Below are 23802 nucleotides of genomic sequence, written 5' to 3' on the forward strand. Positions count from 1 at the left end.
TTATCGCGGCCGAGGCCGGCAGATGCCGTTGCCGTGAGGCCGCGCTGGGCCAGGCTACATTAACTTTTTAACCATGTTTGGGTATCTCCCTGGGAGGGATATGATGAAGCGAACCCTCGTTCTAATAACCCTCATCATCCTCATGGCTCCCCTCGTTTCTGCCGGTGAGTTGACCTATTATCCAAGCCGGGAAGCTTTTCAGGCTTTTCTGGACTCGAATTCGACTTACACTGTGGTTGCCGGGAACGAGACCTGGGCAAAGGCCTGGGCGTATTACGTCGATGAGAAGCTTTCAACTGTGAAGGAGCACGGAAACGAGACGCTAGTCCTTGTTGGGAATGTTTATAACAACCCCATGATGGAGGTTCTCTGGCCCCAGACCGGCCTTCCCGAAAACCAGTCCCTTCTGCCCGGGATCATCGTTCTCGACCACTCCGTTCTCATAACCGGCTCCGAGGACAACATCTACCTGACGGAGCGTGCCTTTGAGGAGCTTTGGAATCCTCCACTCGAATCAAAGATCGGCTTTGTGGTACTGCTCGTCATTATAGCCTGGGTCTTCCTGCTCACTCTCCGCAACGATAAGAGCCATGCCGGCAGCTTCTACAGCCTGGCCCTCTCCCTATTCATGCTATGGTATCTCACAGCCCCTATTCCAAAGATGAGTGAGGTTTTTCTTGAATACTTCTTCCAGGGACTCAAATTCGCCGTCGGGGGCTCTGTGGATTCTCCGTTAGGAGCAATGTTGGGTATACTATTCAAGATAGTGCCACCCATCGAGGAGAATCTCGTCTTTGCCCACTGGGTGCTCATCCTTCTGCTGATATCCTTCTCCTTCTATATCTCGCCAAAGCGCGCCCGCGAGTTAGGCTTCATAGTCTTCGGTCTCACCTTCGCCTCGCCAATGTTCAGGGAGCACCTCCATCACATCGACGGGAGTGTCCTCGGCCTAGCCTCTTTCCTCATCACGCTGGCAATAATAAGCAACGTGACTTTCTCGCCGGAGAGGGGGAAGACATTGTTACAGACGCTGATTCTGTCTCTGTTCACCCTGCTCACGATAGCGATAAATCCGTATCTCCTCCCAATTCCAGCCATCTTCGTGCTGGCTTTCCCTAAAAGGCATCTAAGAAACTATGCTTACTTACTTATGAGCGCACTCGGCGTGGCCCTCATGTATACCCAATTCGGCTTTCCGATGAACATACCCAACCACACGACCCCGGAGTGCTGGGACTACATAGCCAAGTTCTTCTTCAACACTGCCCTGGCGATCCTGGCCATAGCCTACGCGGTGATCTACAGAGAAAAAAGCATAAAAATAAGGGGCCAGACCCCATTCCTCATTATGCTGGCAATCTTTTACATTCCCCTCGCGCTGTTCATCCCGGAGATACTGCCCTACTGCTTCGTAATCCTTGCCTCTCTCACGGCGAGGATGCTCTATCAACTCACTCCCCAAACTTGATAGCGCCTATGATGGCACCCCTAAGGTGCGGGCCGATTTCCTTGATTATTCCCGGAGCCTGGGTGCCCTTCTTGAGTATCAGAAGCGTCTCCATCAATCCGAGCTCCTCCATGCGCTTGACGTCCCTGCCGTGCCCTGTCCTTATGAGGGCCTTCTCGACGTTCTCGCTTATTGTTCCTGTCACGAAGAGCTTGTCGTGGCCATCGCTCAGCCAGGATTTTATGCGCTTGAGCTGAGCATCGCTGAAGGCAAGCTCAACCTCCCTCGCGCCGAACTCAACTTTGGTAACTTCTACCTCTACGGGAAGGTTGTCGACCCAGCCGAACTTCCTTATCATCTCCCTGACCGGCATCTCTCCAAAGGTCTCCTTGAGGTAGTAGAGCGGTAGAAGGGCATCCTTAGGCTTTGGAGTGAATATTCCAATGTCAACGTAAGCCCCGTAGCCGACTTTTCCCAGGTCTATGAACCTTCCCCTGTAGGTTTTGCCTTCTTCAACAGCCTTGAGCCTGTAGGGAACCTCGCCGAACTCTTCCCTTACGAGGTTTGCTGAGATTTCCTCGTCCTCACCGTTGAGACTTACCCTGACCCACTGCTTCTTGACCGCTGAGAGCTTCCACTCAACTTCCAGATCACCGAGGAGGGCCTTGAGCTTTTTATCGAGCTTCAAAAAGCCGCTCCTGTCTCCGTAAACCTTCTCCAGAATAACTACTTCCTGCATTCTCACCATCCCCGAAGTTCATCAAACCAAACCATTCAAATCTACTTCTTCGACTTCCTCGGTTTCTTCCTGAGGCCGAGCTCGATCTCGAGCTCCTCTATGCGCCTCTTGAGCTCCTCGACGACGGCGGTGTTATCGTACTGCATGAGCATGTTGCCACATATCGGACACTGGAACTCGTACTCCATGGCCTCATCGAAGGTGAGCTTCGGATGGCCTGGAGTGCCACAGTGGTAGTAGATCTCGCTCGTCTCTTCCTCGAGCATCTCCTTGAGCTTCTTAAGCTCGGCCATCTTTTTGGAGCGGATTATCTCCGGAAGTCTCTTGGTTTCGAGGCGCCAGTAGTAGTAATACCAGCCGGTCTCCTTGTCCCTTATGCGCTTGAACTCTGCCAAACCCTGGTCGTAGAGCATGTAGAGAACTTTCCTGACGGTGTTGACCCGGATGCCGGTTATCTCTGCGAGCTCCTCATCCGTGGATTCCTTTTTCTTTTCGAGAGCCTTAATTACCTCAACGGCCTCCTCTCCGCCCATGTCCATAGCGAGTTCCAGGAGTTCCTTGTTCTTTCTCCTTGCCACAATAACGACCTCCAGAGAATATTTGACCACCCTGGGTTTAATCCCCAATGTTTGTCCAATAATAGACTATATGGACTGGAGTATATATAGGTTTTTGTCATATTTCCAACGCCAATGAACAGAAAAGAACGTTGAGTGAGAATCAATCGGTAAAGTACTCATTGAGCAGCTCCTTGGCGGAGGGCTTGTAAAGCTCTATTACCTCAATGTCCTCAATGACATTTCCTTCCCTGAGCTTGAGCCTGACTTTACCACCGTAAACCTGGAGATCATCGAGCATGCCGTATATTGCGTCCTCAGCTTCCAGCGGGCTCTTAAACTTCATGACGTATTCTCCGCTCTGGTCGATGAGTTTAACCCAGTACTCGTTCTTCCTCTTGAATGGCCGGGTAATTTTTGGTTTGAAGTTGTCCACTATGATTTCCAAACTGAGTCACCTCCGAAATCGGGGTTCACTGCTCTCTTAACCATTTGGGGTTCAATCTTTTAAGGGTTTCTAAAAAACTTAGGTCGGGGGCTGGGGCCCAGACTCGGAGGGATTCACTGGACTCGGAAGGGCAGTTCAAGACCGAGTTCTTCAGCAACCTTGACGACCTTCTCCAGCGGAACTATGGCCGTTCTTGCACCAACTTTCTGAACAGTCAGGTAAGCAAGCAGCATTCCCAGTTTAGCCGCATCCTCCAGGTTCCATCCATTGAGAACGCCGTATATCAGCCCAGCATCAAAGGAATCACCTGCACCCGTCGAATCGACGACCTCTGCGCTCAGCCCCCTGACTTCGCAGACATTTCCGTTCTCATTCCTCAGCAACGCGCCCCCGCCGTTGAGGGTCACGATAACGTTTTTCGCCCTGGCTTTGGAGAGGTCGAGCTCGCCGAACTTCCTCTTGAACTCATCCTCGTTCATTAGGAGGTAATCGACCTTCTCCTCGATTTCCTCAGGAAGATACGCTTCCCCTATGTCCAGAGAAACGGTTATGCCCCTCTCGTGTGCGAAATTAACTACATTAACTATGACTTCGGGGGGATTTGAAGAGAGGTGGATGTGCCTTGTCCTGGCAAGGTAGTCAAAATCGACCTCCTTCATGAGGTTAGCACCGGGATACTTCACTATCCTCTTGTCCTCCCCGTGTATCATGGCCACTGCTATCCCCGATGGAGCATCGACGACTCGTATACCGCCCGTATCAACGCCTATCCGTCTGAAGTAAGAAAGGTGCGCCTCACCTATCTCGTCCCTTCCGACGGCACCGAGAAAGCCCGTTTTCAGTCCAAAGTGGGCCAGCCAGGAGACCGTGTTGGCTGCCGCTCCGCCCAGACCGAAAAAGGCCTTCTCAGCACTCACCTTCTCATGAAACTCTGGAAAGCGCTCGACGAGCATTATGATGTCGTAGTTAAGGTTGCCGATTCCTATCACGTCGAACTCATCGCCCATCACACTCACCTCTGAAAAGTAGGATACGGGTGCCCCCGTTAATAACCTTGCGGTGCTCTAAAAGAGAAAATCCATAGTCCTCATGTAGGGGAAAGATTTAAATATCCATTCCTACCCATATATGAGTAAGAGGTGAACAAAAATGATGCTCATACTCGAGGCCTATTTCAAGAACTATCCTGCCAGAAGGAAGGTTGCAGAGTTCCTCTTCGAGAACGGCCTCAGTGTAAAGAACGGGAAGATATACCTCAGAGACGTTGAGGTGCCGATAAGCGAGCTGGCAAGGATCATTGGCGTCAACAGGAAGATAGTCTATCACACGATAGAGTACATCGAAAAGACCTATCCCCTCAAGCTCATATTCGAAAGGCTCAACCCGCTGCCGAGCCTGATAGACGTCGCCCCGCTGATGGGCTGGGAAGTGCTCGAGATAGAGCTGGAGAAGGACGCTTATTTAACCGGATTTTCGAAGGTTCTGGAGCTGCTGGCGAAGAATGGAGTTCCAGTAATGGAAGTCTTCAGCAGAAACCTCCGCGAGGAGCCGAGCAAGCTCTACATAGTCATCGACGGAACGCTACCCGTAGAGGTCTTCATGAAGGTCAAGGAAATGGAGGGCTTCAAGAAACTCATCCTCCACACGCCGGAAAAGGACAAGGAAAAGTTCGTCTGCAACTACTGTGAGGTCAAGTACTGCCCCAAGAGGGTGCTCCTCGAGAGGAGCGAGGTCAGCCAGTGACCTTGAAGCCTTCCAGCCCTTCAGGTTCTTCCCATTTTACCTCAACACGTGTGACCCTCGCCAGGGGCGGTCCTTGGTGGGCCCAGCCTATTAGAGCCTCAACCCTCTCAGGGTCGCCCTCCACTACAGCCTCCACGGTTCCATCAGGCAGATTCCTAACCCACCCACTCACGCCCAGCTTTCTCGCTTCCCTCTGCATGCTCCATCTAAAACCAACCCCTTGAACGCGGCCGTAGATTTTAAGGTGTGCCCGCACCCGCTCCATACCACATCCCAACGATACTAACCCCACAACCGATTTAAGCTTATCCGTCGAAAGTTCACTAGGAGGTGAGATAATGGAGATGATATTCGTTTACACGACATTCCCGGATTGGGAGAGCGCCGAAAAGACCGTTAAAACTTTACTCGAGAAGAAGCTCATCGCCTGCGCCAACCTAAGGGAGCACAAGGCATTCTACTGGTGGGAGGGAAAAATCGAAGAAGATAACGAAGTCGGTGCGCTCCTCAAGACGGACGTGAGCAAGTGGAAGGAGCTACGGGAGACGATAAAGGAACTCCACCCCCACACCGTGCCGCTAATAGCGAGGATAGACGTCGACAAGGTGAACGGGGAGTACGCGAAATGGCTCGAGGAAGTTCTGGGGCAATAAGGAAGGTGAAGCCCCAGATTAGGGTCGTAGGTTTTGATGACGGAACCTTCTCCTTTTCTTCAAAACTAGAGCGGGAAAAGACAGTTCTAATCGGCGTCGTCATGAAGGGCTCCCAGGAAGTAGTCGGCGTTCTCTCGCGCTGGATAACCGTCGATGGGCGAGATGCGACGAACGCGATGATAGACGCCGTTAAGAGCTCGCGCTTCAAGGATTTGAGGATCATCATGCTCAAGGGGATAACCTACGCGGGCTTTAACGTCGTTGATTTGGAGATGCTCCACCGGGAGACGGGACTTCCAGTGATAGTCGTCGTCAGGAAGAGGCCGGACTTGAGAGCCATGGAGGAAGCACTGAGGAAGCACTTTTCTGATGCTGAGGAGAGGATAACCCTACTAAGAAAAGCGCCACCTCTGGTGGAACTAATCCCCGGAAGGCTCTACCTCCAGGCGGTCGGCCTTGACTACGAAAGGGCTACTGAGGTGGTCAGAGTAACCACAAAAATCGGGCTCACTCCAGAGCCCCTTAGACTGGCCCACATGATAGCCAGTGCCGTGATAACTGGCGAGAGTACAAGGGAGTAGGTTTATAAGTGGGTAGGAAAAGGAAAAATCGACCGATGATGGCAACAGGGTAGCTACCGAAACTTGATGTGGAAGCCGTTCCAGTCTGAGGTCTCATTCGCACGGAACCAGGAGCACCGGGATTTTTGAATCTCTTATAACCCTCTCCGCCGTGCTCCCAAGGAGTAGGTCCTTTATGAAGCTCCTTCCCTTCTTGCCGATAACTATAAGTGTGGCTCCCTTCGCCAAAGAGGTTCCTATTATGGCCTGAGAGGCAGAACCAACGAGAACCTCAAGTTCAAACGGCGCCTTTATTCCCTTAGCTGACTTCTCGAGGTTCTTCTTGGCAACATCTATGTTGTGCTCGAGCTCTTCGACCTTACCATAATCAATGGAGTGAAGGAGTATACCCTCGTCCACGAGTTCCTCGAACTCCTTGACGATCTTTATTATCTTTATTGAGCACTTGGAGAAGTCCAGCGAGACGAGGGGACGCTTAAAGATTTCGGCACAGTCCACGGACAGCTCGAATTTATCATCGCTCTTCAAGTACTTAAGGAGGAGAACCGGCCTTTTGGTGGCTCTGGCGAGGTTCGATGCAGTGCTGCCAACGAACATTGTTCTCCAGATATTCTCGCCCATGCTCGGAATAACTACGAGATCGATATCGTTCTCTTCGGCCACCTCCGCGATCTCTATCGAAGGAATGCCTATCCTCACAATTGGGTTTACCTTTACGCCTTTCGTCTCCAGCTCTCTAGCGAGCTCCTCCAGCTTTTCGCGGTAGATGTCTTCCAGCTCGAAGGCCTCAAACTCGGCGACAGTTATGTCAACGACGTGAATGAGGTGGAGCTCCCTGACCCCCAAAGGGAGCAGCTTGGGAATACAGTTCCGAAGAGCGTGGAGCGAAACGTCGGAAAAGTCCGTTGGATACAAAATCCTTCCAAACATCTTGGTCACCTCGGTATTAATTTGGACGTTGATGCTTATTATCGTTGCTCTAGACATGCTTGTATTTCATCCGAGTTGTAAACAGTTTTGGACTGGAAACCGCCGGTAGTATCAGGGTTTTCTGGAGTATATCCCTCCCCTGAAGAAAGTCATCGATGGTTTTTTTGAGCTCCTTGAAGTCCTTGTCGAAGAACTTGATAACTGCGTCGTATTCCCCCATGTACTCATCTATCTCGAAGACCTTTTTGTGGGATATTGCTTCCTCCATGAACTCGGCGATTTTTTCTTTCGGTGCATCTTCCCGGAACTTGATGAGCACATCAGCCGATGCCAGGCCAAACTCCTCAAAGATGAAAAGGGCCATTATCCTTACGTAACCCCTCTCCTGAAGGCTTATCCTGTGCCTCCTTGCTGTGGGGACAGAAACACCCGTTATCCTAGCAAGTTCCGTGTCAGGAAGTCTGCCGTTCTCTCTTAGCGCAAGAAAGATCTTAACGTCCAGGTCACTCAGTTCACCCTTGCTCATCTCCCTCCAGAACTTTATGTCCTCCGGATTCCAAGAATAGGATTTTTTCTTTTTGTTCATCATATCGTGCCACCTAAATAAAGAATTTGGAAAAAATAGACTTAAGTTTTTTGATTCTTGATAATTCTAGCAAGTTCCCTTGACAATTCATCGGTCAGCTTCACGAACTCCTCACTGTCGTACATCAGGACATCAATGGCCTCTTCAACAAGTTCCTTAAGCTTGAGTATTTCCTCGCTGACCTTCCCTTCCTCCTCCATGATCTCTATGAGTCTTGAAGCTGCATCGAGTAACCTTAACGGACCGTAAAGCTTTGGTTCATCTATGCAACCCCTGGCGCTTGTTATCAAGAATGCCAAGAGCTGGAAGTGCCGGTCACTCAAAAGGCCTTCCGTACTCTTCAACATGGACCACCTCCTTCAGCGGTCTCCTCCTCGGCGGCTTTGGCCAGACCCTAGGATAACCAAAAATGAGAATGAGAACCGGCTCCACATGCTCTGGAATGTTTAAAAGTTCCTTGAGGGCCGTTTTGTTAAAGGAAAGTACTGGACAGGAGCCTATCCCCATAGAGTACGCCGCCAGCATCATATTCTGAGCCGCCATCGAGATGTCCATAAGAGCGCTTTCCTCTCCGAGCTTTCCGCCCCTTTTGGCCAGTTTCGTGTTTATGCAGAGCACCACCACCGTCGACGGGTTTCCAAACAGCCCTGGAGAGACCAGCTTTACCCTCTCGATGTTGTCCCGTTCCCTGACCACAATAAACTCCCAAGGTTGAACGTTGCTTCCGCTTGGAGCCCATATCCCAGCCTCAAGGATTTTCTTCAAGTCTTCTAGGGGAACCTCCCTCTCCTGAAACCTCCTGACGGCCCTTCTGCCTTCTATTGCTTCCATTACCTCCAACTTAGTTCACCCTTACTCCTTGAGAAGCCTCTTCTCCAACTTCTTCAGTTCGGGATAAACGTACTCGCCGTCCTTTATGATGTAATTCCCGTCGCCTTTGACAGTCGGGGCGAGGCATATGCCATCTGTGTGGCTCTTTGCGGGGCCAAACTTGCCCTTAAAGCTCTCGGCCTGGTTCCCAAGACCCCATTCAACGGCTCCCCAGACGCGCTCGTCCTCAAGGATATTTCCCGTGAGCTTTGCTCCCGGATTACACCCGTAGGACAGATGAGCTACGTTGAACATGTTTGGATCGTTGAAGCTACGCAGCCATCTCTCGAAGAACCTCGCCTCCCAGCCTCCCTCTACCCTCACGACCTTTCCTTCCTCAACCTCAAGAGTAATGGGCTCCTTTAGTATCCCGAGCTCCTGGGGGGGCCACACAGAGCCGTCGAAAACGATGGTTCCATTTATAGTTTCTTCTACGGGTGCCCAGTCTACCTGACCAAAGAGCATGTAGTCTCCGGGTCCTTTAACGTCACCCTCCGTGAACACGGGCCTCTCGGGATCGTTCTCGAATTTCACATTCATTCCGGCAGGACTGCTTATCTCCATCCTCCTGCTTTCTCTCGTTATCTTTGCCAGAACCCTCTGGAACTCAAGGAGAACCGAGACGTTTATCCTTCCGATGTTTCGGACCATCATGTCTCCCGTCATGCCAACGAGGCAGATATAGCGCACCTTCCCTTCAGCCATAACCCTGTCCCAGGGAGTCGAGTAGAGGAGCCAGCTCTTGTTGAACTCTATCCACACGTCTGCATTCCTCAGCGCCGCTTCAAGAGGCCTCATGGGAAGGTAAGGGTCCGCGGCCTTGCCAACATGGGGCGGCATCGAGTACCACAGAACGAGGGGCTTCGCTCCCACGAGCTTCGCCGCCTTGGCGGTAGCTTCGACCACGCTCCAATCGCTTCCCGTATCGGCCGTTATGACAACGCTCTCTCCGGGAATAACCTTCATGACATCTTTAACCAGTGTGTAGGCCCCCTCCTGAATCTCTATCGAAAGCTTATTCACCCCTCATCCCCCCAAGTTCCACAATATCCTCCACAATCTTAACCGCCGACGCCACGGGGTCTATGATGGGAACATCGAAGAAGGGCTGAACTTTCTCTGCAAACCCAGCGAGCCCCGTGCAACCCAAGACAATAACGTCAACACCGTCCGAAATGGCCAGAGCTATTTCCTCCCTAAGGAGGCGTATCGTTCTGTTCTCATCGATGCTTATTTCCGGAACTGAGATGTCTATCCCCCTTATACTTGTCACTCGTTTCTCCATCCTGTACTTCAATATCAATTCCTCGAAGAGGGGTATCGCCGTCTTTGAGACTGTGACTATACCCGTTTTCCTTCCAAGAACTGAGGCTATGGCAAGGGAAGCCTGACACGGACCAACCGTAGGGGTCGGGATAAGGGAGCGGATGACATCAACGGCTGGATCGAGGCAGCAGTTGACGATTATCCCATCGTATTCTTCATGGAGTTCCACGGCTTTTCTAACTATAAGCGGGAGAACCTCGGTCTCGGCAGCCCTGTTCTCTATTGACCTAGGGCCCCTTTCCAAACTTACGACCTCTATATGAGTACCCTCGGATGCAAACATTTCGTAGATTCTCTTGTCGGATTCGTTCCATTCCTCCGTTCCAACGGGGTTTATAACGAGCAGCCTCATGGGAACACCTCAAAATATGAATTCAACGGAGACGCTCCTCTATGGGAACGTACTCCATGTCGAGTCCCAGATACCTCGGCCCAAAGATCTCCAGGCCCTTTGGAGTCCTCCACAGTTCTGGGGCCGGGAATCCAACAACAACGTACTCGTTTCCTTTACTAACATGGGGGTTGGTCACTGGATGTCCGTCTGGGGTAAGCACGGATATGAGGTCAGGTATGATGACGTCAATCTCCCCGTTCCTCCAAGAGATTAGGTTTTCATTCTTGTACCAGACCCTGTACTTCTCTCCCTCGAACTCCCCGGTTCCCTCAAGCTCAAACTCTCCAACGGTGAATCCCCCCTCCTCACGCCATTCGGTCTCTGTAGCAACACCCCTGAAGAGTAAGAAGCCGTTCCCGGCTTTAATCAAGGCCGCTATTGGGTCCTCCCCATTCTCTCTGGCGGTCCTCAATGCCCGACCCATGGTTAGAGCGTGGCTTATGGCATCCTTCACGACCGCGTTTCTAAGCTCTTTTCCCCTGACTGGATGTGACGTGACACCAACGTTGGTCTTTATTGACGATGCTATGGCTCTGACGAGTCTCTCAGCCTGAAAGTCGTCTTTAACACGCCCCACCACTATCTCGTCCCCATAGGGTGTGACAACGGCAAACGGGGCCATCTTAACGCCAACTATGTAATACGTAGTATGTTGCAGCTCCGGGACTGACCTTCCAGCAGGATCGCCGTCCACTATGGGCCTTCCAAGCCTCGCTGCCGTTGCCAGTGCAGCCGCGGTGTTTGCTCCTCCAAGTTCGGTTGAAATAACTGCGGCAAATTCTTCCCCCATGAACTCTTCCAAGACCTTATAGGAACGAACGGCTTCACCTTCTTCGTAGACCGACCTGACTTTCTCACCAGCAAGTGAGCCGACAAAATAGGGCATGGGTACTATGCCATCGTCAGGAACCTCTTCAAGGCCTACCAACCTGAACTCGTTTCCTTCATCGAGTTCCTTTTTTACCATCCTCCAGCCCTCTTCGGGGTCACCGCCGCCACCCGTCCCAAGGACGGTGCAACCCTCCAAAAGGTCCTTCAAATCCTGTTCCGTCAACACCTTCATACTTCCACCTCCAGTCATTTTCCTGAAAACAATCCCTGTTCTCCGTGCCTTATGAACGGATACAAGGAGCGTGCGATTCCATAGGTTATCAGAAGGGGTTCAAGAACCGGCACCCCAAACCTACTCCAAACATCTTTCCTCAATCTATCCGCGATGTTCACGAACCCGGTACAGCCGAGAACTATGACATCAGCCCCATCTTCAGCGGCTTTTTCACAGGCCTTTAGAGTCTCCTCGTAGAGACTCTCCTCGTTTTTCAGTATACCTCCTACCGGGAGATCTATTCTCCTAACGGAGACGAGTTTGTCGAACAAGCCGTATTCCCTAGCCTGAATTCGTGTCCAGGATACCAGATTTTGTCCCGGCCCAACCACGGAAAACTCACCAAGCATAGCGGCGATGTGAAGGGTCGTTTCCCCAGCACCGAAGACTGGAACGTTAAGGTTCTCCCTGAGTTCAAAGAGACATGGGTCTGCAAAGCAGTTCAAGACAACTGCCGATGCACCTTGGAATTCGTTCAGATGCTTTAGGACGGAGGCACAGGCCAGGGTCTTCTGGGTGAAGTTCCCTATCTCCTCCGGCCCGTCCTTCAGCGTCACTATCCTGAAGTGATCCTCCGGGTAGTGCCGGGCAAGATACTCCTTCGTTTCCCGCTGGAAATTACCCTTTTCATCGTTTATTGGGTCCAGAATCACTATCATCACAGCTCACCCGCAAAATGGCATCTTACGAAGTGGCCCCTCTCCACCTCAATCATTTCAGGCTCCTCCCGCTTGCAGACATCCTTTGCGTAGGGACACCTCGTGTGGAATCTGCATCCACTCGGCGGGTTTATGGGACTGGGGATTTCTCCGATTACTGCTCCTTTCCCTATGTTTCTAGCCTTTGGATCTGGCACGGGTATCGAGCTCAAGAGCATCCTCGTGTAGGGGTGCATCGGATTATCGAAAACCTGCTCAATAGTTCCGACCTCAACGAGCTTCCCTAGGTACATGACGCCGACGTGATCTGCCAGATACCTCACCACTCCGAGGTCGTGGGAAATGAAGAGGTAGGTAAGTTCCCGCTCCTTCTGAAGTCTCTCAAGGAGGTTGAGAACCTGGGCCTGAACTGAGACGTCGAGAGCTGAGGTAGGCTCGTCCAGAACGAGGAACTCCGGATTCAGGGCAAGGGCTCTCGCTATAGCAACGCGCTGGCACTGACCGCCACTTATCTCATCGGGATATTTCCTCGCGTGTTCCTCGCTAAGCCCAACCGATTCAAGGAGACCTAGTACGGTGTCCTCAATGTCTTCATGCCCGTACTCCCTCAGGGGTTCCGCGATGATGTCAAATATAGTCAGTCGTGGATTGAGGGATGAATAGGGATCCTGGTATATTATTTGCATCTTGGGCCGTAGCTCCCGGAGCTCCTCCTTGGAGAGGGCCGTTACCTCGATGTCGTTGAAGTATACCTTTCCATCCGTAGGCTCGTAGAGCCGCAGGATAGTTCTTCCGGTGGTAGATTTCCCACTCCCACTCTCACCAACAAGCCCGAACGTCTCCCCATCGTGTATCTCGAAGGAGACACCGTCAACGGCCTTCAGCCACGTCGTTTTCTTTCTGATAAATCCCTGGGTTATCGGGAAGTACTTCCTGAGGTTTTCAACCCTTAACACCGGTTTCACCCCCGTATAAGTGACAGGCCACGAAGTGCCCAGGGGAGCGTTCGATGAGCTCTGGCTTTACCCTACTGCAGATGTCCTTCGCGTAGTCACATCTTGGATGAAACCTGCATCCCACCGGAGGGTTCAAGAGGCTCGGAACACTACCCCCAAGGGGTTTGAGAGGCTTCTTTGTCCTCGGGTCTGGGACTACCGATAGCAATCCTTGCGTGTATGGATGAAGGGGGTTCTCAAAGAGCTCTTCCGTCGGGGCTATCTCGACTATGTTGCCCGCGTACATTACCCCCACACGGTCACAGACTTCTGCCACAACCCCGAGGTCATGGGTTATGAGAAGAACCGAGAAATTGTACCTGTCCCTAAGGTCGAGTATCAGTTTGAGTATCTGCTTCTGGATGGTAACATCCAAAGCCGTGGTCGGCTCGTCCGCTATCAGAAGGGAAGGATTCGATGAGAGAGCCATCGCTATCATTATTCTCTGCCTCATGCCACCACTGAGCTCGTGAGGATATGAATTGAGTATCCTTTCAGGGTCAGAGAGCCCAACGGACTTCAAAAGGTTCTTGGCGTGCTCCCACGCTTCTTCCTTGTTTAAACCCTCGTGAAGTGTTATTATGTCGACCATCTGATCCCCGATCTTAAATAGGGGGTTCAGAGAAGTCATCGGGTCCTGGAATATTATAGAAATTTCTTTGCCCCGGAGCTTCCTCATTTCTTCTTCCGATTTTTCCAGCAAGTTCTCGCCCTTGAAGAGAATTTCCCCCAAAATCTGGGCGTTTGAAGGAAGCAGACGGAGCACGCTCAAGGCGGTTACACTCTTCCCGCATCCGGTTTCCCCGACGAGGCCGAATATCTCGCCCTCCCTTATCTCAAAGCTGACGCCGTTGAGAACCTTTGCAACGCCCCACATCGTTCTAAAGTTGATGTAGAGGTCGCGTATTTCGAGCACGTTGCTCATAGTAACCTCCTCCTCAGCCTCGGATCGATTACCTCCCTCACGGTGTCTCCAAGCAGGTTGAAGGCCATGACCGTGATGAATATCGCCAGTCCTGGGAAGACGGGATACCACCAGTAATTCAGGAAGTAGTCCTTCCCTTCACTGACCATTAAACCCCAGTCGGGTGTTGGAGGCTGGACGCCGAGTCCAAGAAAGCTCAGCGCAGCCGCTTCAAGAATGGCAGAGCCCATGTCCATGGTCGCCTGTACTATTATCGGAGAGAGGGAGTTCGGGAGCACGTGGCGCAACATAATCTTCCAGTCCGAAATTCCCATCGCCTTCGAGGCCTCAACGTAGGGACGCTCCTTCACAGAAATTGCCATCCCCCTGGCTAGCCTTGTGTACCATGGCCACCAGCTTATCGCGAGGGCAACGATGGCATTTGTCATTCCCCTACCGAGGCTCGTTGCTATGAGAAGGGCCAGAAGCAATGGCGGGAAAGCAAGGAAGATGTCGGTTATCCTCATGATTATAAGGTCCGTCTTGCCGCTGAAGTAACCAGCTATCAGTCCCAGAGGGACGCCTATCAGCAATGCCAGCGCAACCACCGAGAAGCCCATCAACAACGATGTCCTCGCGCCGTATATCACTCTGCTAAGGATGTCCCTCCCCATGTGGTCTGTTCCGAAGAGATGCGTTCTGCTCGGCGGTTGCAGCCTCTCCTGAAGGTTAGGCTCTCCAAGGGCCTGGTCGGGATACGGTGCGAGCACTGGGGCGAGAAGTGCCATAAGTATCAGGCCGACTATTATCGCTAGACCGATCAGAGAAAGTTTGTTCCTCAGAAGGATTTTAACTGTCTCTTCTTTCCTCATTTTCCTCCCTCACAGCCTTATCCTCGGGTCAAGTTTGACCTGGATTAGGTCAACTATCAGGTTGATGAACACGTAAGCCGTGGCCGTGATTATCGTGACTCCAAGAACCGCAGGATAATCCATGCTCAGGATCGCATAGGCCGCGTACCTGCCGAGACCGGGCCAGTTGAATATCAGCTCGACCAGGAAAGCCCCGACGAGGGTGTAGGCAAACGAAAGGCCCACCGTTATCAGCGCCGGGGCTATGGCGTTCTTCAGAGCATACTCGAAGTATATCTTCTTTGAGGGAAGGCCGTAGGCCCACGCGGTGCGGATGTAGTTCTCGTTTAGGACTTCTATCATCATCGACCGTACCTGCCGGGTTATCAGGCCGATGGGATACATGGCGAGAGTTAGGGCAGGCAGTATTAGATGCTTAAGCGCATCAACGAAGACCGGAATGTTCCACGTCAGCAGGGAGTCGAGGAGGTAGAATCCAGTTATTACGTGAAGAGGATGCTCTAACATGACAACCGTGTCAACCCTGCCCGCTAACGGGAGTATTCCAAGATGCTTAAAGAATATAAGCTGGAGCACGATTCCAAACCAGAAAGCGGGCAGTGAAACGCCGCTTATTGCAAAGACCCTGCCGAAATTGTCAACCCACGAATCCTTTTTGACGGCGGAATAAACGCCTAATGGGATGGCGATAACTATTGCTATGAACTCCGCGGCAAGTATCAGCTCAAACGTGGCCGTAAAGGCGGATTTTAAATCCACCGCAACGGGGTTGTGGGTTCTTATTGAGACCCCAAGGTCGCCGTGAAGGAGAGACCACAGATAGTAAGCAAACTGCTTGACCACGGGATCGTTGAGATGAAGCTGCTCCCTCGCCCTCTCGATGGCCTCCGGGGTTGGATGAGCACCGACCCACAGGGCCGCAGGGTCGGATGGAATTATCCTGGATACAAAAAACACGACGGTTACAACACCAATAATAACAAACACTGCCAACACAAGCCTGTATACGATGTACTCCCTGAACCTCATCGTCCCCTCCCCTCATCTACCGAATGGAGTAAAAGAAAAAGAAATCACGCCTTGTGCAGGTCATAGAAGAAAACCACCTGCGGATAGCCTGGGTTATCCTTGAACCCTGCGATGCTCTTGTGGTAGACGTAAACATCATCCGGGTTATAGAAGAATATTGCCGGAGCGTCTTCCATCAGTATCTCTTCAGCCTTCCTGTAGAGCTGGGCGGCCTTATCCTGGTTGATACCTTCCAGCGTAGCCGCCTCGTCAATGGCCTTGTCAAACTCGCCATTGCAGTAGTAGCAGAGGTTAAAGTTGATTTCCTCCTCACAGTGGAACATGTTGAAGAGGAAGTCATAGGGCGTCGGGTATGTTGGCCACCAGTACATCATGAGCACGTCTTGGGCCTTTGATGGGTCACTCTTTGCGAGGGCCCATTGCTGCTCCCAATTCATCGGCCTTATCTCAACCTCAACACCGAGCTTTTTCCACTCGGCCTTTATTATCTCAGCAACTTTTGCCTCTGCCTGGTCACCCTGAGTATACGTCAGCACGAGTTTGAATCCACCATTGGGATACCCTGCTTGGGCCAACAACTGCTTCGCCTTGTCAATGTCGTAGGTGTACATGTTCAGGTCTTCAAAGTGACCCAACATGCCCTTTGGAATCGGGCCTTTGGCAACCTCACCGTAACCATGGAGGACGTAATCAACGATGTCCTTGTAGGGAACAGCGTAGCTGAGGGCCTGTCTCACCAGTTTGTTATTCAGCGGCTCCTTCTTAGTGTTGAAAAAGGCATAGAGTTCCTGATAGGATGCTGTCTGGTCGACTTTAACGTTTGGATTCTCCTGGAGCTTCGGGAGGTCATCGAGTGGCAGATCCCTCGTTATCTGGATTTCCCCGCTCGTCACCATCTGCTCCCTCAGGGAGGCATCCGGCACTATCTTTATCACCGCAATATCGAACTGGTCGTTGCTCCAGCCGCCCCAGTAGTCACTGAATTTCTCAAGGACTATTTCCGTCTTTGGATCATATTTGTCTTTTACTATCGTGTATGGCCCCGTTCCAGCGTCTTGTCCCTGGTTGAGCCAATCGGCTATTGCGTTATCGTCCCCAATGGTCGAAAGATACTTGCTATCCATTATGTAAGCACCGTAGGCTGAGGAGGCTATTAACGGGAGGTTCGCCGGGTATTTTAGGTAGAACTTTATAGTGTAGTCGTTCACAACTTCCATTTTTTCAATGGGATCCCATATGAACGCCGGTCCCAGACCCATTCTGAGGGTTCTCTCAATGGACCATTTAACGTCCTCTGCCGTCATTGTGTTGCCGGTGTGGAATTTGACACCCTCCCTTAGATGGAAAGTCCAAATAGTTCCATTCTCGTTGCTCTCCCATGAGGTGGCGAGCCATGGCTCCAGCCCGTTGGGGGTGTACTTAACAAGGCACTCATAAACGTTCGCAAGGACTACTATGGAATTGGAAAACTCCGTGCTTGGGTCGAGAGTTATCATCTCGCTTCCGTATCCGTAGATCACGACGTTTGTTGTTTTCTCCGATGTGGAACTCTCACCGGAAGCAGTGCTTGTAGAAGTGCTCTCCTGCCCACTCAAGCATCCACTGGCCACCACACCCATAACGGTGATGACCAGCATAAACAGGGCAAGTTCCTTTTTCACAATACCACCCCTGGATTATGTTAATGATTTTATCACAGTTTCTTTAATGTTTTTATATTATTTAACTGTGTCTGTTCAAAATCTTCACAATTTTATGACCAACTTTATCAAGCATGTGGTTAACAATATTAACGGACATTAGTGTTATGATTTTATCATCAACGTTTTGATATGTTCTTTAAGATACCGGTTCATTTTACACAAAAGGATTATATGCCCAAGGGAGGATTTCGTGAGTGGTGATAGCTATGGTCAAGAGGGTTCACATCTTCGACTGGCACAAGGAAAACGCGAAGAAGGTTGAAGAGTTCGCCGGCTGGGAGATGCCTATCTGGTACTCCAGCATAAAGGAGGAGCACCTCGCCGTCAGAAACGGCGTCGGTATCTTTGATGTCTCCCACATGGGAGAGTTCATCTTCCGCGGTAAGGACGCCCTTGAGTTCCTCCAGTACGTCACGACCAACGACATAAGCAGGCCGCCGGCGATAAGTGGAACCTACACGCTCGTCCTCAACGAGAGGGGAGCGGTGAAGGATGAAACTCTGGTCTTCAACATGGGAAATGACACCTACATGATGGTCTGTGACAGCGATGCATTCGAAAAGCTCGAGGCCTGGTTCAACGCGATAAAGCGCGGAATAGAGAAGTTCGGCGAGCTCGACCTTGAGATTGAGAACAAGACCTACGACATGGCGATGTTCTCCATTCAGGGACCGAAGGCCAGGGATTTGGCCAAGGATCTCTTTGGCATCGACATCAACGAGCTCTGGTGGTTCCAGGCCAAGGAAGTCGAGCTCGACGGTATAAAGATGCTCCTCTCCAGGAGCGGGTACACCGGCGAGAACGGCTTTGAGGTCTACTTCGAGGACGCCAACCCATACCACCCCAATCCAGAGAAGAGGGGCGAGCCCGAGAAGGCCCTCCACGTCTGGAAGACAATACTCGAAGCCGGCGAGAAATACGGCATTAAGCCTGCCGGACTCGGCGCCCGTGACACCCTCAGGCTTGAGGCTGGCTACACGCTTTACGGCAACGAGACCAAGGAGCTTCAGCTCCTCAGCACCGACATCGACGAGGTTACTCCACTCCAGGCAAACCTCGACTTCGCCATCTTCTGGGACAAGGAGTTCATCGGAAAGGAGGCTCTGCTCAAGCAGAGGGAGCGCGGCATTCCGAGGAAGCTCGTCCACTTCAAGATGATCGACAAGGGCATCCCAAGGGAGGGCTACAAGGTCTACGCCAACGGCGAGCTCATCGGCGAGGTTACGAGCGGAACCAGCTCACCGCTCCTCGGCATCGGAATAGGTATCGCCTTCGTTAAGACGGAGTACGCCAAACCTGGCGTCGAAATAGAGGTTGAGATAAGGGGCAAGCCCAGAAAAGCCGTAACCGTTGCTCCCCCGTTCTATGACCCCAAGAAGTACGGCGCCTTCAGGGAGGAGTGAGGTTTTTATTCCCTTTTCCCCATCTTTCCCCATGTCTAAAAAGCACGCGATCGGAGCCGTTCTCCTCTGGTCAACGGTTGCATCTGCCTTCAAGCTCTCGCTCGGGTATCTAACTCCACTTCAGCTGCTCTTCTATGCCTCGCTAACTTCATTGCTCGTCTTTGGCGTTCTCTACGCCAAAGATTTCGCACCGAGAAGGGAAAACCTTCGTTCGGCCTATCTCGGGCTGATTAATCCGCTTATCTACTACACGGTACTCTTCTCGGCCTACGACCGCCTGCCGGCCCAAGAGGCACAGGCCCTGAACTACACCTGGCCGCTGATGCTGGTTGTCCTCTCTATCCCCCTCCTCGGAAAGAGACCCAGTGTTAGGGCAATAGCTGGCTTGTTCCTCGGCTTCCTCGGGGCCCTCGTCGTTGCAACGAAAGGGAACCTGGCCGAACTGAACTTTACAGACCCAGTCGGTGTTACATTAGGCCTCGGGAGCGCTGTGATATGGGCATCTTACTGGATACTGAACCTCCGCGACGAGAGACCCCTGGTTGAGAAGATGTTCTGGAACTTCCTTTTCGGCTTCATCTATGTAGCGACCGCAGCTTTCCTCACCGGAAGCTTCGCCCTCCCAGAACCAAAGGCTCTGGCCGGGGCTATTTACGTCGGCCTCTTCGAGATGGGTGTGACCTTCCTGCTCTGGTACAGAGCCGTGGAGAACGACATGGCCTTTGCCTCAAACTTGGCCTACCTCGTCCCCTTCCTCTCGTTAGTCTTCATATCGGTGGTCGTGGGCGAGAGCATAGCTCCGTCAACGGTTGTGGGACTGGCGATGATAGTTGGCGGAATCATTATTGGAAGGGAATAGCACAAAACTTATAAACCTCCCCTAGCTAAGGTTAAGCCGGATGGGGGCGTGGTGTAGCCTGGTCCATCATCGCGGGCTCCAGAGGTATGAGGACTTGCGGGTTTGCTGATTGGGGATGAGCCTTTGGAGCTCTGACCCGGAGAAACCCGCGGACCGGGGTTCAAATCCCCGCGCCCCCACCATTTCTGAAAAACTTCTTCCGGGAGTCTAACGCACACTGTTTCCTTTTGATAGACCCTTGCGTTTGTGAGCCCTTGCCTTTTCTATAGACATAGCACGGAGAAGTAACTGATGGGGATGCTCTGAAGCAGCTAGTAACCCCAACAGCCGGCCAGTACCAACGGAAGTTTTATTAACTTTGACTTACAAAAACATAATTAAGGTGATGGCTATGGAGGAACCGATTCTCATCGGAAAGGACAAGTTCAAGATAAGCGAAGACGAGACCGCCAGAAGAGAACTCAGGGTCATTAAGGTTCACGACGATGTCATCCAGATCCAGGAGGAAGTCCACGGCATCATAGCCCTCGTTGGCGCGAGCTCCAGCGTCAACATCAAGAAGGAGGAGCTCAAAAACCTCATCAAAGTCGCCAAAGAGAAGTTCGGCTGGACCGACATCTGCGAATGAAAGCTCTTCTTTTTTCCTTACCCTTTTGCCAAGTTCTTGTGTATCATCGACGGTGATATTAACGTTTTATAAGCATAAAAGTGATTAAAGCCATCGAGGTGGTTGCCATGGCCATTGGAGAGAAAATAACGATCAGTGTTATAAAGGCCGACATAGGCGGCTGGCCCGGACATTCCAGAGTCCACCCTCAGCTCATCGAGACGGCTGAGGAAGTTCTGGCGAAGGCAAAGGAAGAAGGCACGATAATCGACTTCTACGTGGCTTACGCTGGTGATGATCTGCAGCTCATCATGACTCACAAGAAGGGTGTTGACAGCCCGGATATACACGGACTCGCATGGAAGGCTTTCGAGGAGGCCACCGAGGTCGCCAAGGAGCTCGGCCTCTATGGTGCCGGCCAGGACCTTCTCAAGGACGCTTTCAGCGGTAACATCAGAGGAATGGGCCCAGGAGTCGCCGAGATGGAGATTACGCTTAGGAAGAGCGAGCCGATAGTTACATTCCACATGGACAAGACCGAGCCCGGTGCGTTTAACCTGCCGATATTCAGGATGTTTGCAGACCCGTTCAACACCGCTGGCCTCGTCATAGACCCCAGCATGCACATGGGCTTCAGGTTTGAAGTCTGGGACATTAAGGAGCACAAGCGCGTTATCCTTAACACTCCAGAGGAAGTTTACGACCTCTTAGCTCTCATCGGCGCCAAGAGCCGCTACGTCATCAAGAGGGTCTACCCGAAAGAGGGGCACAAGATAAGCAAGGACGAACCGGTAGCTGTTATCAGCACGGAGAAGCTCTACGAGATAGCCGGCGAGTACGTCGGCAAGGATGACCCAGTTGCCATTGTCAGGGCCCAGAGCGGACTTCCGGCCCTTGGAGAAGTCCTCGAGCCCTTCGCCTTCCCGCACCTCGTCAGCGGCTGGATGCGCGGAAGCCACAACGGACCGATAATGCCGGTTCCAATGCACCAGGCCAACCCGACCAGGTTCGACGGTCCACCGAGGGTCGTTGCCCTCGGCTGGCAGATAAGCCCAGAAGGAAAGCTCGTCGGCCCGGTTGACCTCTTCGACGACCCGGCCTTCGACTACGCCAGACAAAAGGCTCTCGAGGTAACCGAGTACATACGCAGGCACGGACCTTTCGAGCCTCACAGGTTGCCGCTCGAGGACATGGAGTACACTACCCTTCCAGGCGTCCTCAAGAAGCTCGAGGAGCGCTTTGAGGACATTGAGTGAGCTTTTCTTCTATTCTCTCTTCTAAATTTGTCACAAAAACCCCAGCGAACAGTTTTTATACTCCAAACGTTCTACATTTGTGATAGGTTCGGCGGAAGCCTTAAATATTCTTCATGCCAAAACTAACACTCGGAGTGATACAAAGAGGTGAGAGCATGAAGTTCACGGTTCTCAAGCTCAACCTAAGCGAAAATAAAGTTGAGAGCGAGGAGCTGGAAAAGGAAGGAATCTATGGAGTCATCGACTATGGAATCGAGCTCCACGAGAGCCTTAAAACCTATGAACTCAAGCCATATGATCCAGAAAATGTTGTCGTCATGGGAATGGGACCCTTTGCAGGCTCGACACTTCCCGGGGCTCACAGGCTGATGTTCTTCTTCCGCTCACCGCTCTATGGAACGCTCTTCCCCTCAGCCATGGGTGGAGCGGCCTACGCCTTCAAGAATGTCGGGGTTGACTTCGTCACCTTCGAAGGCAAAGCAGAGAAGCCCGTCGTGGTACTCCTCTACAACGACGGCGAAAACGTCAGAGTCGAGCTTCACGAGATCGATGTTGAGAAGGTCATCGAAATCTGGCGCGGCTACAAGGACGAAGAGGGTGTCTATGCTCTCACCCAGTATCTCATCGACACCTTCGGCGAGAAGTTTCAGGACATGGAGTACAGAATAGCAGTCGTCGGTCCAGCGGCCCTGAACACCAACTACGGCGCTATATTCTCTCAAGCGTTGAGGAACGGTAAGAGACTCGTTGGAAGCGAGGACTGGGCCGCCCGCGGCGGTTCCGGAAGCGTTCTCCTCAGGGCACACAACGTGGTCGGCATAATCTTCGGAGGAAAGCCAAAGAAGAAGGCCTTCCCAAAAGAAGACATCTCCAACTTCAAGATCGCCAAGACCATCGTTGAGGGCGTCCACAAGAAGTCATACAACGAGATTATCAGCGAGAAGACAACGAAGTACCGCTTTAATCCGAAGCTCAACACTGGTGGAACCTTCGGTGGAAACTATCCCGCGGAAGGCGACTTCGTCCCGATACTCAACTGGCAGATGCCGTACATACCGAAAGAGGAGCGCATAAGGATCCATGAAAACATCATGAAGCACTACTGGGAGCCCTTTAACGAGGAAGCCATCAAGCCTAAGAACTGGACGACCTGTGGTGAACCGTGCCCAGTGGTCTGTAAGAAGCACAGAAGGGGCCACCACGTCGAATACGAGCCCTACGAAGCCAACGGCCCGCTCAGCGGAAGCATAAGCCTGAGGGCAAGCGACATAAGCGTCCACGCCGTTGATGCCATGGGCTTCGACGCGATTGAGTTCGGCGGGACCGCAGCATGGATCCTTGAACTGGTTCACCGCGACCTGCTCAAGCCAGAGGAGGTCGGCCTCAGCGGAAAGCCCGAGTTCACCAAGGAGGCCCTTCTTGAGCGCCCGGTCGAGGCGAGTGAGGTCAATGCCAAGCTCGTGGCCGAGTTAGCGCACCGCGTTGCCTTTGCCGAAAACGAGTTAGCGAGGATAATTGGCTTCGGCAAGAGAAAGGCAAGCAAGATACTCGACGAGAAGTTCAAGGACAGGCTCAAGTACGGCGAGAGCTTCAGGGACTACGGCGTGTTCGTCCCGCTCGGCGAGAACGGTGAGATGACGCCGACGATGTACTGGGCCATAGGCAACTACATCCCGCTGCCGATTCAGGGAAGATACTGGACGTTCTATCAGTTCGGCGTCTTCCTTGAGCCTGAGGAGCTGGCGAGCAAGATAATAGCGAGCGCACTCTGGGAGTTCTGGTACGACAACGTCGGCTGGTGCCGCTTCCACAGGGGATGGATGAAGCCCGTCCTCAAGGCACTCTTCATGGACGCCTACGGAGAGAACGTTGACATGGAGGAACACGCGAAGAAGCAGATAAAGCGCCTTATTGAGTTCGCGAAGAAAGCCGGCTGTGAACCTGTCTTCTGGGACAGCATGCGCGTCATTGACCTCGTCGCTGCCGGCAGCGAGGAGTTCGGCAACGAACACTGGGCCGAGAAGTTCAAGATAGACAAAGTCGGAACGGCGAAAGAATACCTTGAAAAGGTGCTCAATGCGTACAGCGAGATGCTTGGAGTCGATTGGAGGCTCTAATCACTCTCTCCTGTTATTT

Annotated in this window: 27 protein-coding genes and 1 tRNA gene; 10 read left to right on the forward strand and 18 right to left on the reverse strand. The window is 52.1% G+C overall.

The window, feature by feature from the left end; genetic code table 11:
* Nucleotides 1-103 precede the first annotated feature (103 nt).
* On the forward strand, nt 104-1468 hold the full coding sequence (locus tag E3E26_RS01535; RefSeq protein WP_167899606.1) for a hypothetical protein: 1365 nt from the start codon (nt 104-106) through the stop codon (nt 1466-1468).
* Here the strand turns inward: E3E26_RS01535 and E3E26_RS01540 are convergent.
* From E3E26_RS01540 to E3E26_RS01555, 4 genes are all read right to left on the reverse strand, one after another.
* Nucleotides 1452-2186, reverse strand: coding sequence for a DUF2110 family protein (locus tag E3E26_RS01540; protein ID WP_167900093.1), 735 nt, complete (start codon nt 2184-2186; stop codon nt 1452-1454). The two genes, E3E26_RS01535 and E3E26_RS01540, sit on opposite strands and share 17 nt — an antisense overlap.
* 41 nt (nt 2187-2227) lie before the next feature.
* Nucleotides 2228-2764 (reverse strand): transcription factor E, encoded by a 537-nt coding sequence (gene tfe / locus E3E26_RS01545; RefSeq protein WP_167899607.1) that lies wholly within the window; start codon nt 2762-2764, stop codon nt 2228-2230.
* A gap of 142 nt (nt 2765-2906) precedes the next feature.
* Complete coding sequence (locus tag E3E26_RS01550) at nt 2907-3191, reverse strand: hypothetical protein (RefSeq protein ID WP_167899608.1); 285 nt, start codon at nt 3189-3191, stop codon at nt 2907-2909.
* Between the two features lie 113 nt (nt 3192-3304).
* On the reverse strand, nt 3305-4198 hold the full coding sequence (locus tag E3E26_RS01555) for an ADP-dependent ribose-1-phosphate kinase (protein WP_167899609.1): 894 nt from the start codon (nt 4196-4198) through the stop codon (nt 3305-3307).
* 142 nt (nt 4199-4340) lie between these two features.
* Between E3E26_RS01555 and E3E26_RS01560 the strand changes: the two genes are divergently transcribed.
* On the forward strand, nt 4341-4934 hold the full coding sequence (locus tag E3E26_RS01560; protein ID WP_167899610.1) for a regulator of amino acid metabolism, contains ACT domain protein: 594 nt from the start codon (nt 4341-4343) through the stop codon (nt 4932-4934).
* Here the strand turns inward: E3E26_RS01560 and E3E26_RS01565 are convergent.
* Nucleotides 4924-5199: an acylphosphatase gene (locus E3E26_RS01565; protein ID WP_167899611.1), complete on the reverse strand. Its 276-nt coding sequence runs from the start codon at nt 5197-5199 to the stop codon at nt 4924-4926. The genes E3E26_RS01560 and E3E26_RS01565 overlap by 11 nt on opposite strands.
* Nucleotides 5200-5272: 73 nt before the next feature.
* Here E3E26_RS01565 and cutA point away from each other — a divergent pair, with 73 nt between their 5' ends.
* Nucleotides 5273-5587 (forward strand): divalent-cation tolerance protein CutA, encoded by a 315-nt coding sequence (gene cutA / locus E3E26_RS01570; RefSeq protein ID WP_167899612.1) that lies wholly within the window; start codon nt 5273-5275, stop codon nt 5585-5587.
* Complete coding sequence (locus tag E3E26_RS01575) at nt 5560-6168, forward strand: DUF99 family protein (protein ID WP_167899613.1); 609 nt, start codon at nt 5560-5562, stop codon at nt 6166-6168. Before cutA ends, E3E26_RS01575 begins: the two co-directional genes overlap by 28 nt.
* A gap of 93 nt (nt 6169-6261) precedes the next feature.
* Here E3E26_RS01575 and E3E26_RS01580 read toward each other — a convergent pair whose 3' ends face one another.
* From E3E26_RS01580 to E3E26_RS01640, 13 genes are read right to left on the reverse strand one after another with little or no spacing between them, the layout of a single operon-like run.
* On the reverse strand, nt 6262-7098 hold the full coding sequence (locus E3E26_RS01580) for a universal stress protein (RefSeq protein WP_167899614.1): 837 nt from the start codon (nt 7096-7098) through the stop codon (nt 6262-6264).
* A 49-nt stretch (nt 7099-7147) separates the two neighbouring features.
* On the reverse strand, nt 7148-7687 hold the full coding sequence (locus E3E26_RS01585) for an Lrp/AsnC family transcriptional regulator (RefSeq protein ID WP_167899615.1): 540 nt from the start codon (nt 7685-7687) through the stop codon (nt 7148-7150).
* A gap of 38 nt (nt 7688-7725) precedes the next feature.
* Nucleotides 7726-8031, reverse strand: a complete 306-nt coding sequence (locus tag E3E26_RS01590; RefSeq protein ID WP_240911616.1) for a DUF6092 family protein — start codon at nt 8029-8031, stop codon at nt 7726-7728.
* Nucleotides 8000-8515: a nitroreductase family protein gene (locus E3E26_RS01595; protein WP_240911649.1), complete on the reverse strand. Its 516-nt coding sequence runs from the start codon at nt 8513-8515 to the stop codon at nt 8000-8002. The genes E3E26_RS01590 and E3E26_RS01595 overlap by 32 nt, the downstream gene beginning before the upstream one ends.
* A 21-nt stretch (nt 8516-8536) precedes the next feature.
* On the reverse strand, nt 8537-9577 hold the full coding sequence (locus E3E26_RS01600) for an aminopeptidase (protein ID WP_370520064.1): 1041 nt from the start codon (nt 9575-9577) through the stop codon (nt 8537-8539).
* The gene (locus E3E26_RS01605; protein ID WP_167899617.1) at nt 9570-10232 is read right to left on the reverse strand and encodes an aspartate/glutamate racemase family protein; all 663 of its coding nucleotides are present in this window, start codon (nt 10230-10232) and stop codon (nt 9570-9572) included. Before E3E26_RS01605 ends, E3E26_RS01600 begins: the two co-directional genes overlap by 8 nt.
* A 22-nt stretch (nt 10233-10254) precedes the next feature.
* On the reverse strand, nt 10255-11337 hold the full coding sequence (locus E3E26_RS01610; RefSeq protein WP_167899618.1) for a DUF917 domain-containing protein: 1083 nt from the start codon (nt 11335-11337) through the stop codon (nt 10255-10257).
* Nucleotides 11338-11351: 14 nt separating this feature from the next.
* Complete coding sequence (locus tag E3E26_RS01615; protein ID WP_167899619.1) at nt 11352-12038, reverse strand: aspartate/glutamate racemase family protein; 687 nt, start codon at nt 12036-12038, stop codon at nt 11352-11354.
* Complete coding sequence (locus E3E26_RS01620; RefSeq protein WP_167899620.1) at nt 12038-12994, reverse strand: ABC transporter ATP-binding protein; 957 nt, start codon at nt 12992-12994, stop codon at nt 12038-12040. Before E3E26_RS01620 ends, E3E26_RS01615 begins: the two co-directional genes overlap by 1 nt.
* Nucleotides 12981-13958, reverse strand: coding sequence for an ABC transporter ATP-binding protein (locus tag E3E26_RS01625; protein WP_167899621.1), 978 nt, complete (start codon nt 13956-13958; stop codon nt 12981-12983). Before E3E26_RS01625 ends, E3E26_RS01620 begins: the two co-directional genes overlap by 14 nt.
* On the reverse strand, nt 13955-14809 hold the full coding sequence (nikC, locus tag E3E26_RS01630) for a nickel transporter permease (protein WP_167899622.1): 855 nt from the start codon (nt 14807-14809) through the stop codon (nt 13955-13957). Before nikC ends, E3E26_RS01625 begins: the two co-directional genes overlap by 4 nt.
* 9 nt (nt 14810-14818) lie before the next feature.
* Nucleotides 14819-15838 carry an ABC transporter permease gene (locus E3E26_RS01635; protein WP_167899623.1) on the reverse strand — a complete coding sequence of 340 codons (1020 nt, stop codon included), beginning with the start codon at nt 15836-15838 and terminating at the stop codon, nt 14819-14821.
* Between the two features lie 44 nt (nt 15839-15882).
* The gene (locus tag E3E26_RS01640; protein WP_370520065.1) at nt 15883-17499 is read right to left on the reverse strand and encodes an ABC transporter substrate-binding protein; all 1617 of its coding nucleotides are present in this window, start codon (nt 17497-17499) and stop codon (nt 15883-15885) included.
* 248 nt (nt 17500-17747) lie between these two features.
* On the opposite strand from E3E26_RS01640, the gene gcvT reads away from it, so the two are divergent.
* The 6 genes from gcvT to gor all read left to right on the forward strand — a co-directional run bounded on the left by gcvT (nt 17748) and on the right by gor (nt 23783).
* Nucleotides 17748-18944: a glycine cleavage system aminomethyltransferase GcvT gene (gene gcvT, locus E3E26_RS01645; RefSeq protein ID WP_167900097.1), complete on the forward strand. Its 1197-nt coding sequence runs from the start codon at nt 17748-17750 to the stop codon at nt 18942-18944.
* A gap of 31 nt (nt 18945-18975) precedes the next feature.
* Nucleotides 18976-19803 carry a DMT family transporter gene (locus tag E3E26_RS01650; protein ID WP_167899624.1) on the forward strand — a complete coding sequence of 276 codons (828 nt, stop codon included), beginning with the start codon at nt 18976-18978 and terminating at the stop codon, nt 19801-19803.
* A 42-nt stretch (nt 19804-19845) separates the two neighbouring features.
* Nucleotides 19846-19985: transfer RNA gene (locus tag E3E26_RS01655), tRNA-Trp, on the forward strand.
* A 209-nt stretch (nt 19986-20194) separates the two neighbouring features.
* Complete coding sequence (locus E3E26_RS01660; RefSeq protein ID WP_167731608.1) at nt 20195-20431, forward strand: hypothetical protein; 237 nt, start codon at nt 20195-20197, stop codon at nt 20429-20431.
* 107 nt (nt 20432-20538) lie between these two features.
* Nucleotides 20539-21666, forward strand: a complete 1128-nt coding sequence (fbp, locus tag E3E26_RS01665) for a fructose-1,6-bisphosphate aldolase/phosphatase (RefSeq protein ID WP_167899625.1) — start codon at nt 20539-20541, stop codon at nt 21664-21666.
* A gap of 155 nt (nt 21667-21821) precedes the next feature.
* Nucleotides 21822-23783, forward strand: a complete 1962-nt coding sequence (gor, locus tag E3E26_RS01670) for a glyceraldehyde-3-phosphate:ferredoxin oxidoreductase (RefSeq protein ID WP_167899626.1) — start codon at nt 21822-21824, stop codon at nt 23781-23783.
* Nucleotides 23784-23802 lie beyond the last annotated feature (19 nt).

Source organism: Thermococcus sp. LS1, from assembly GCF_012027395.1.
Classification (GTDB): domain Archaea; phylum Methanobacteriota_B; class Thermococci; order Thermococcales; family Thermococcaceae; genus Thermococcus.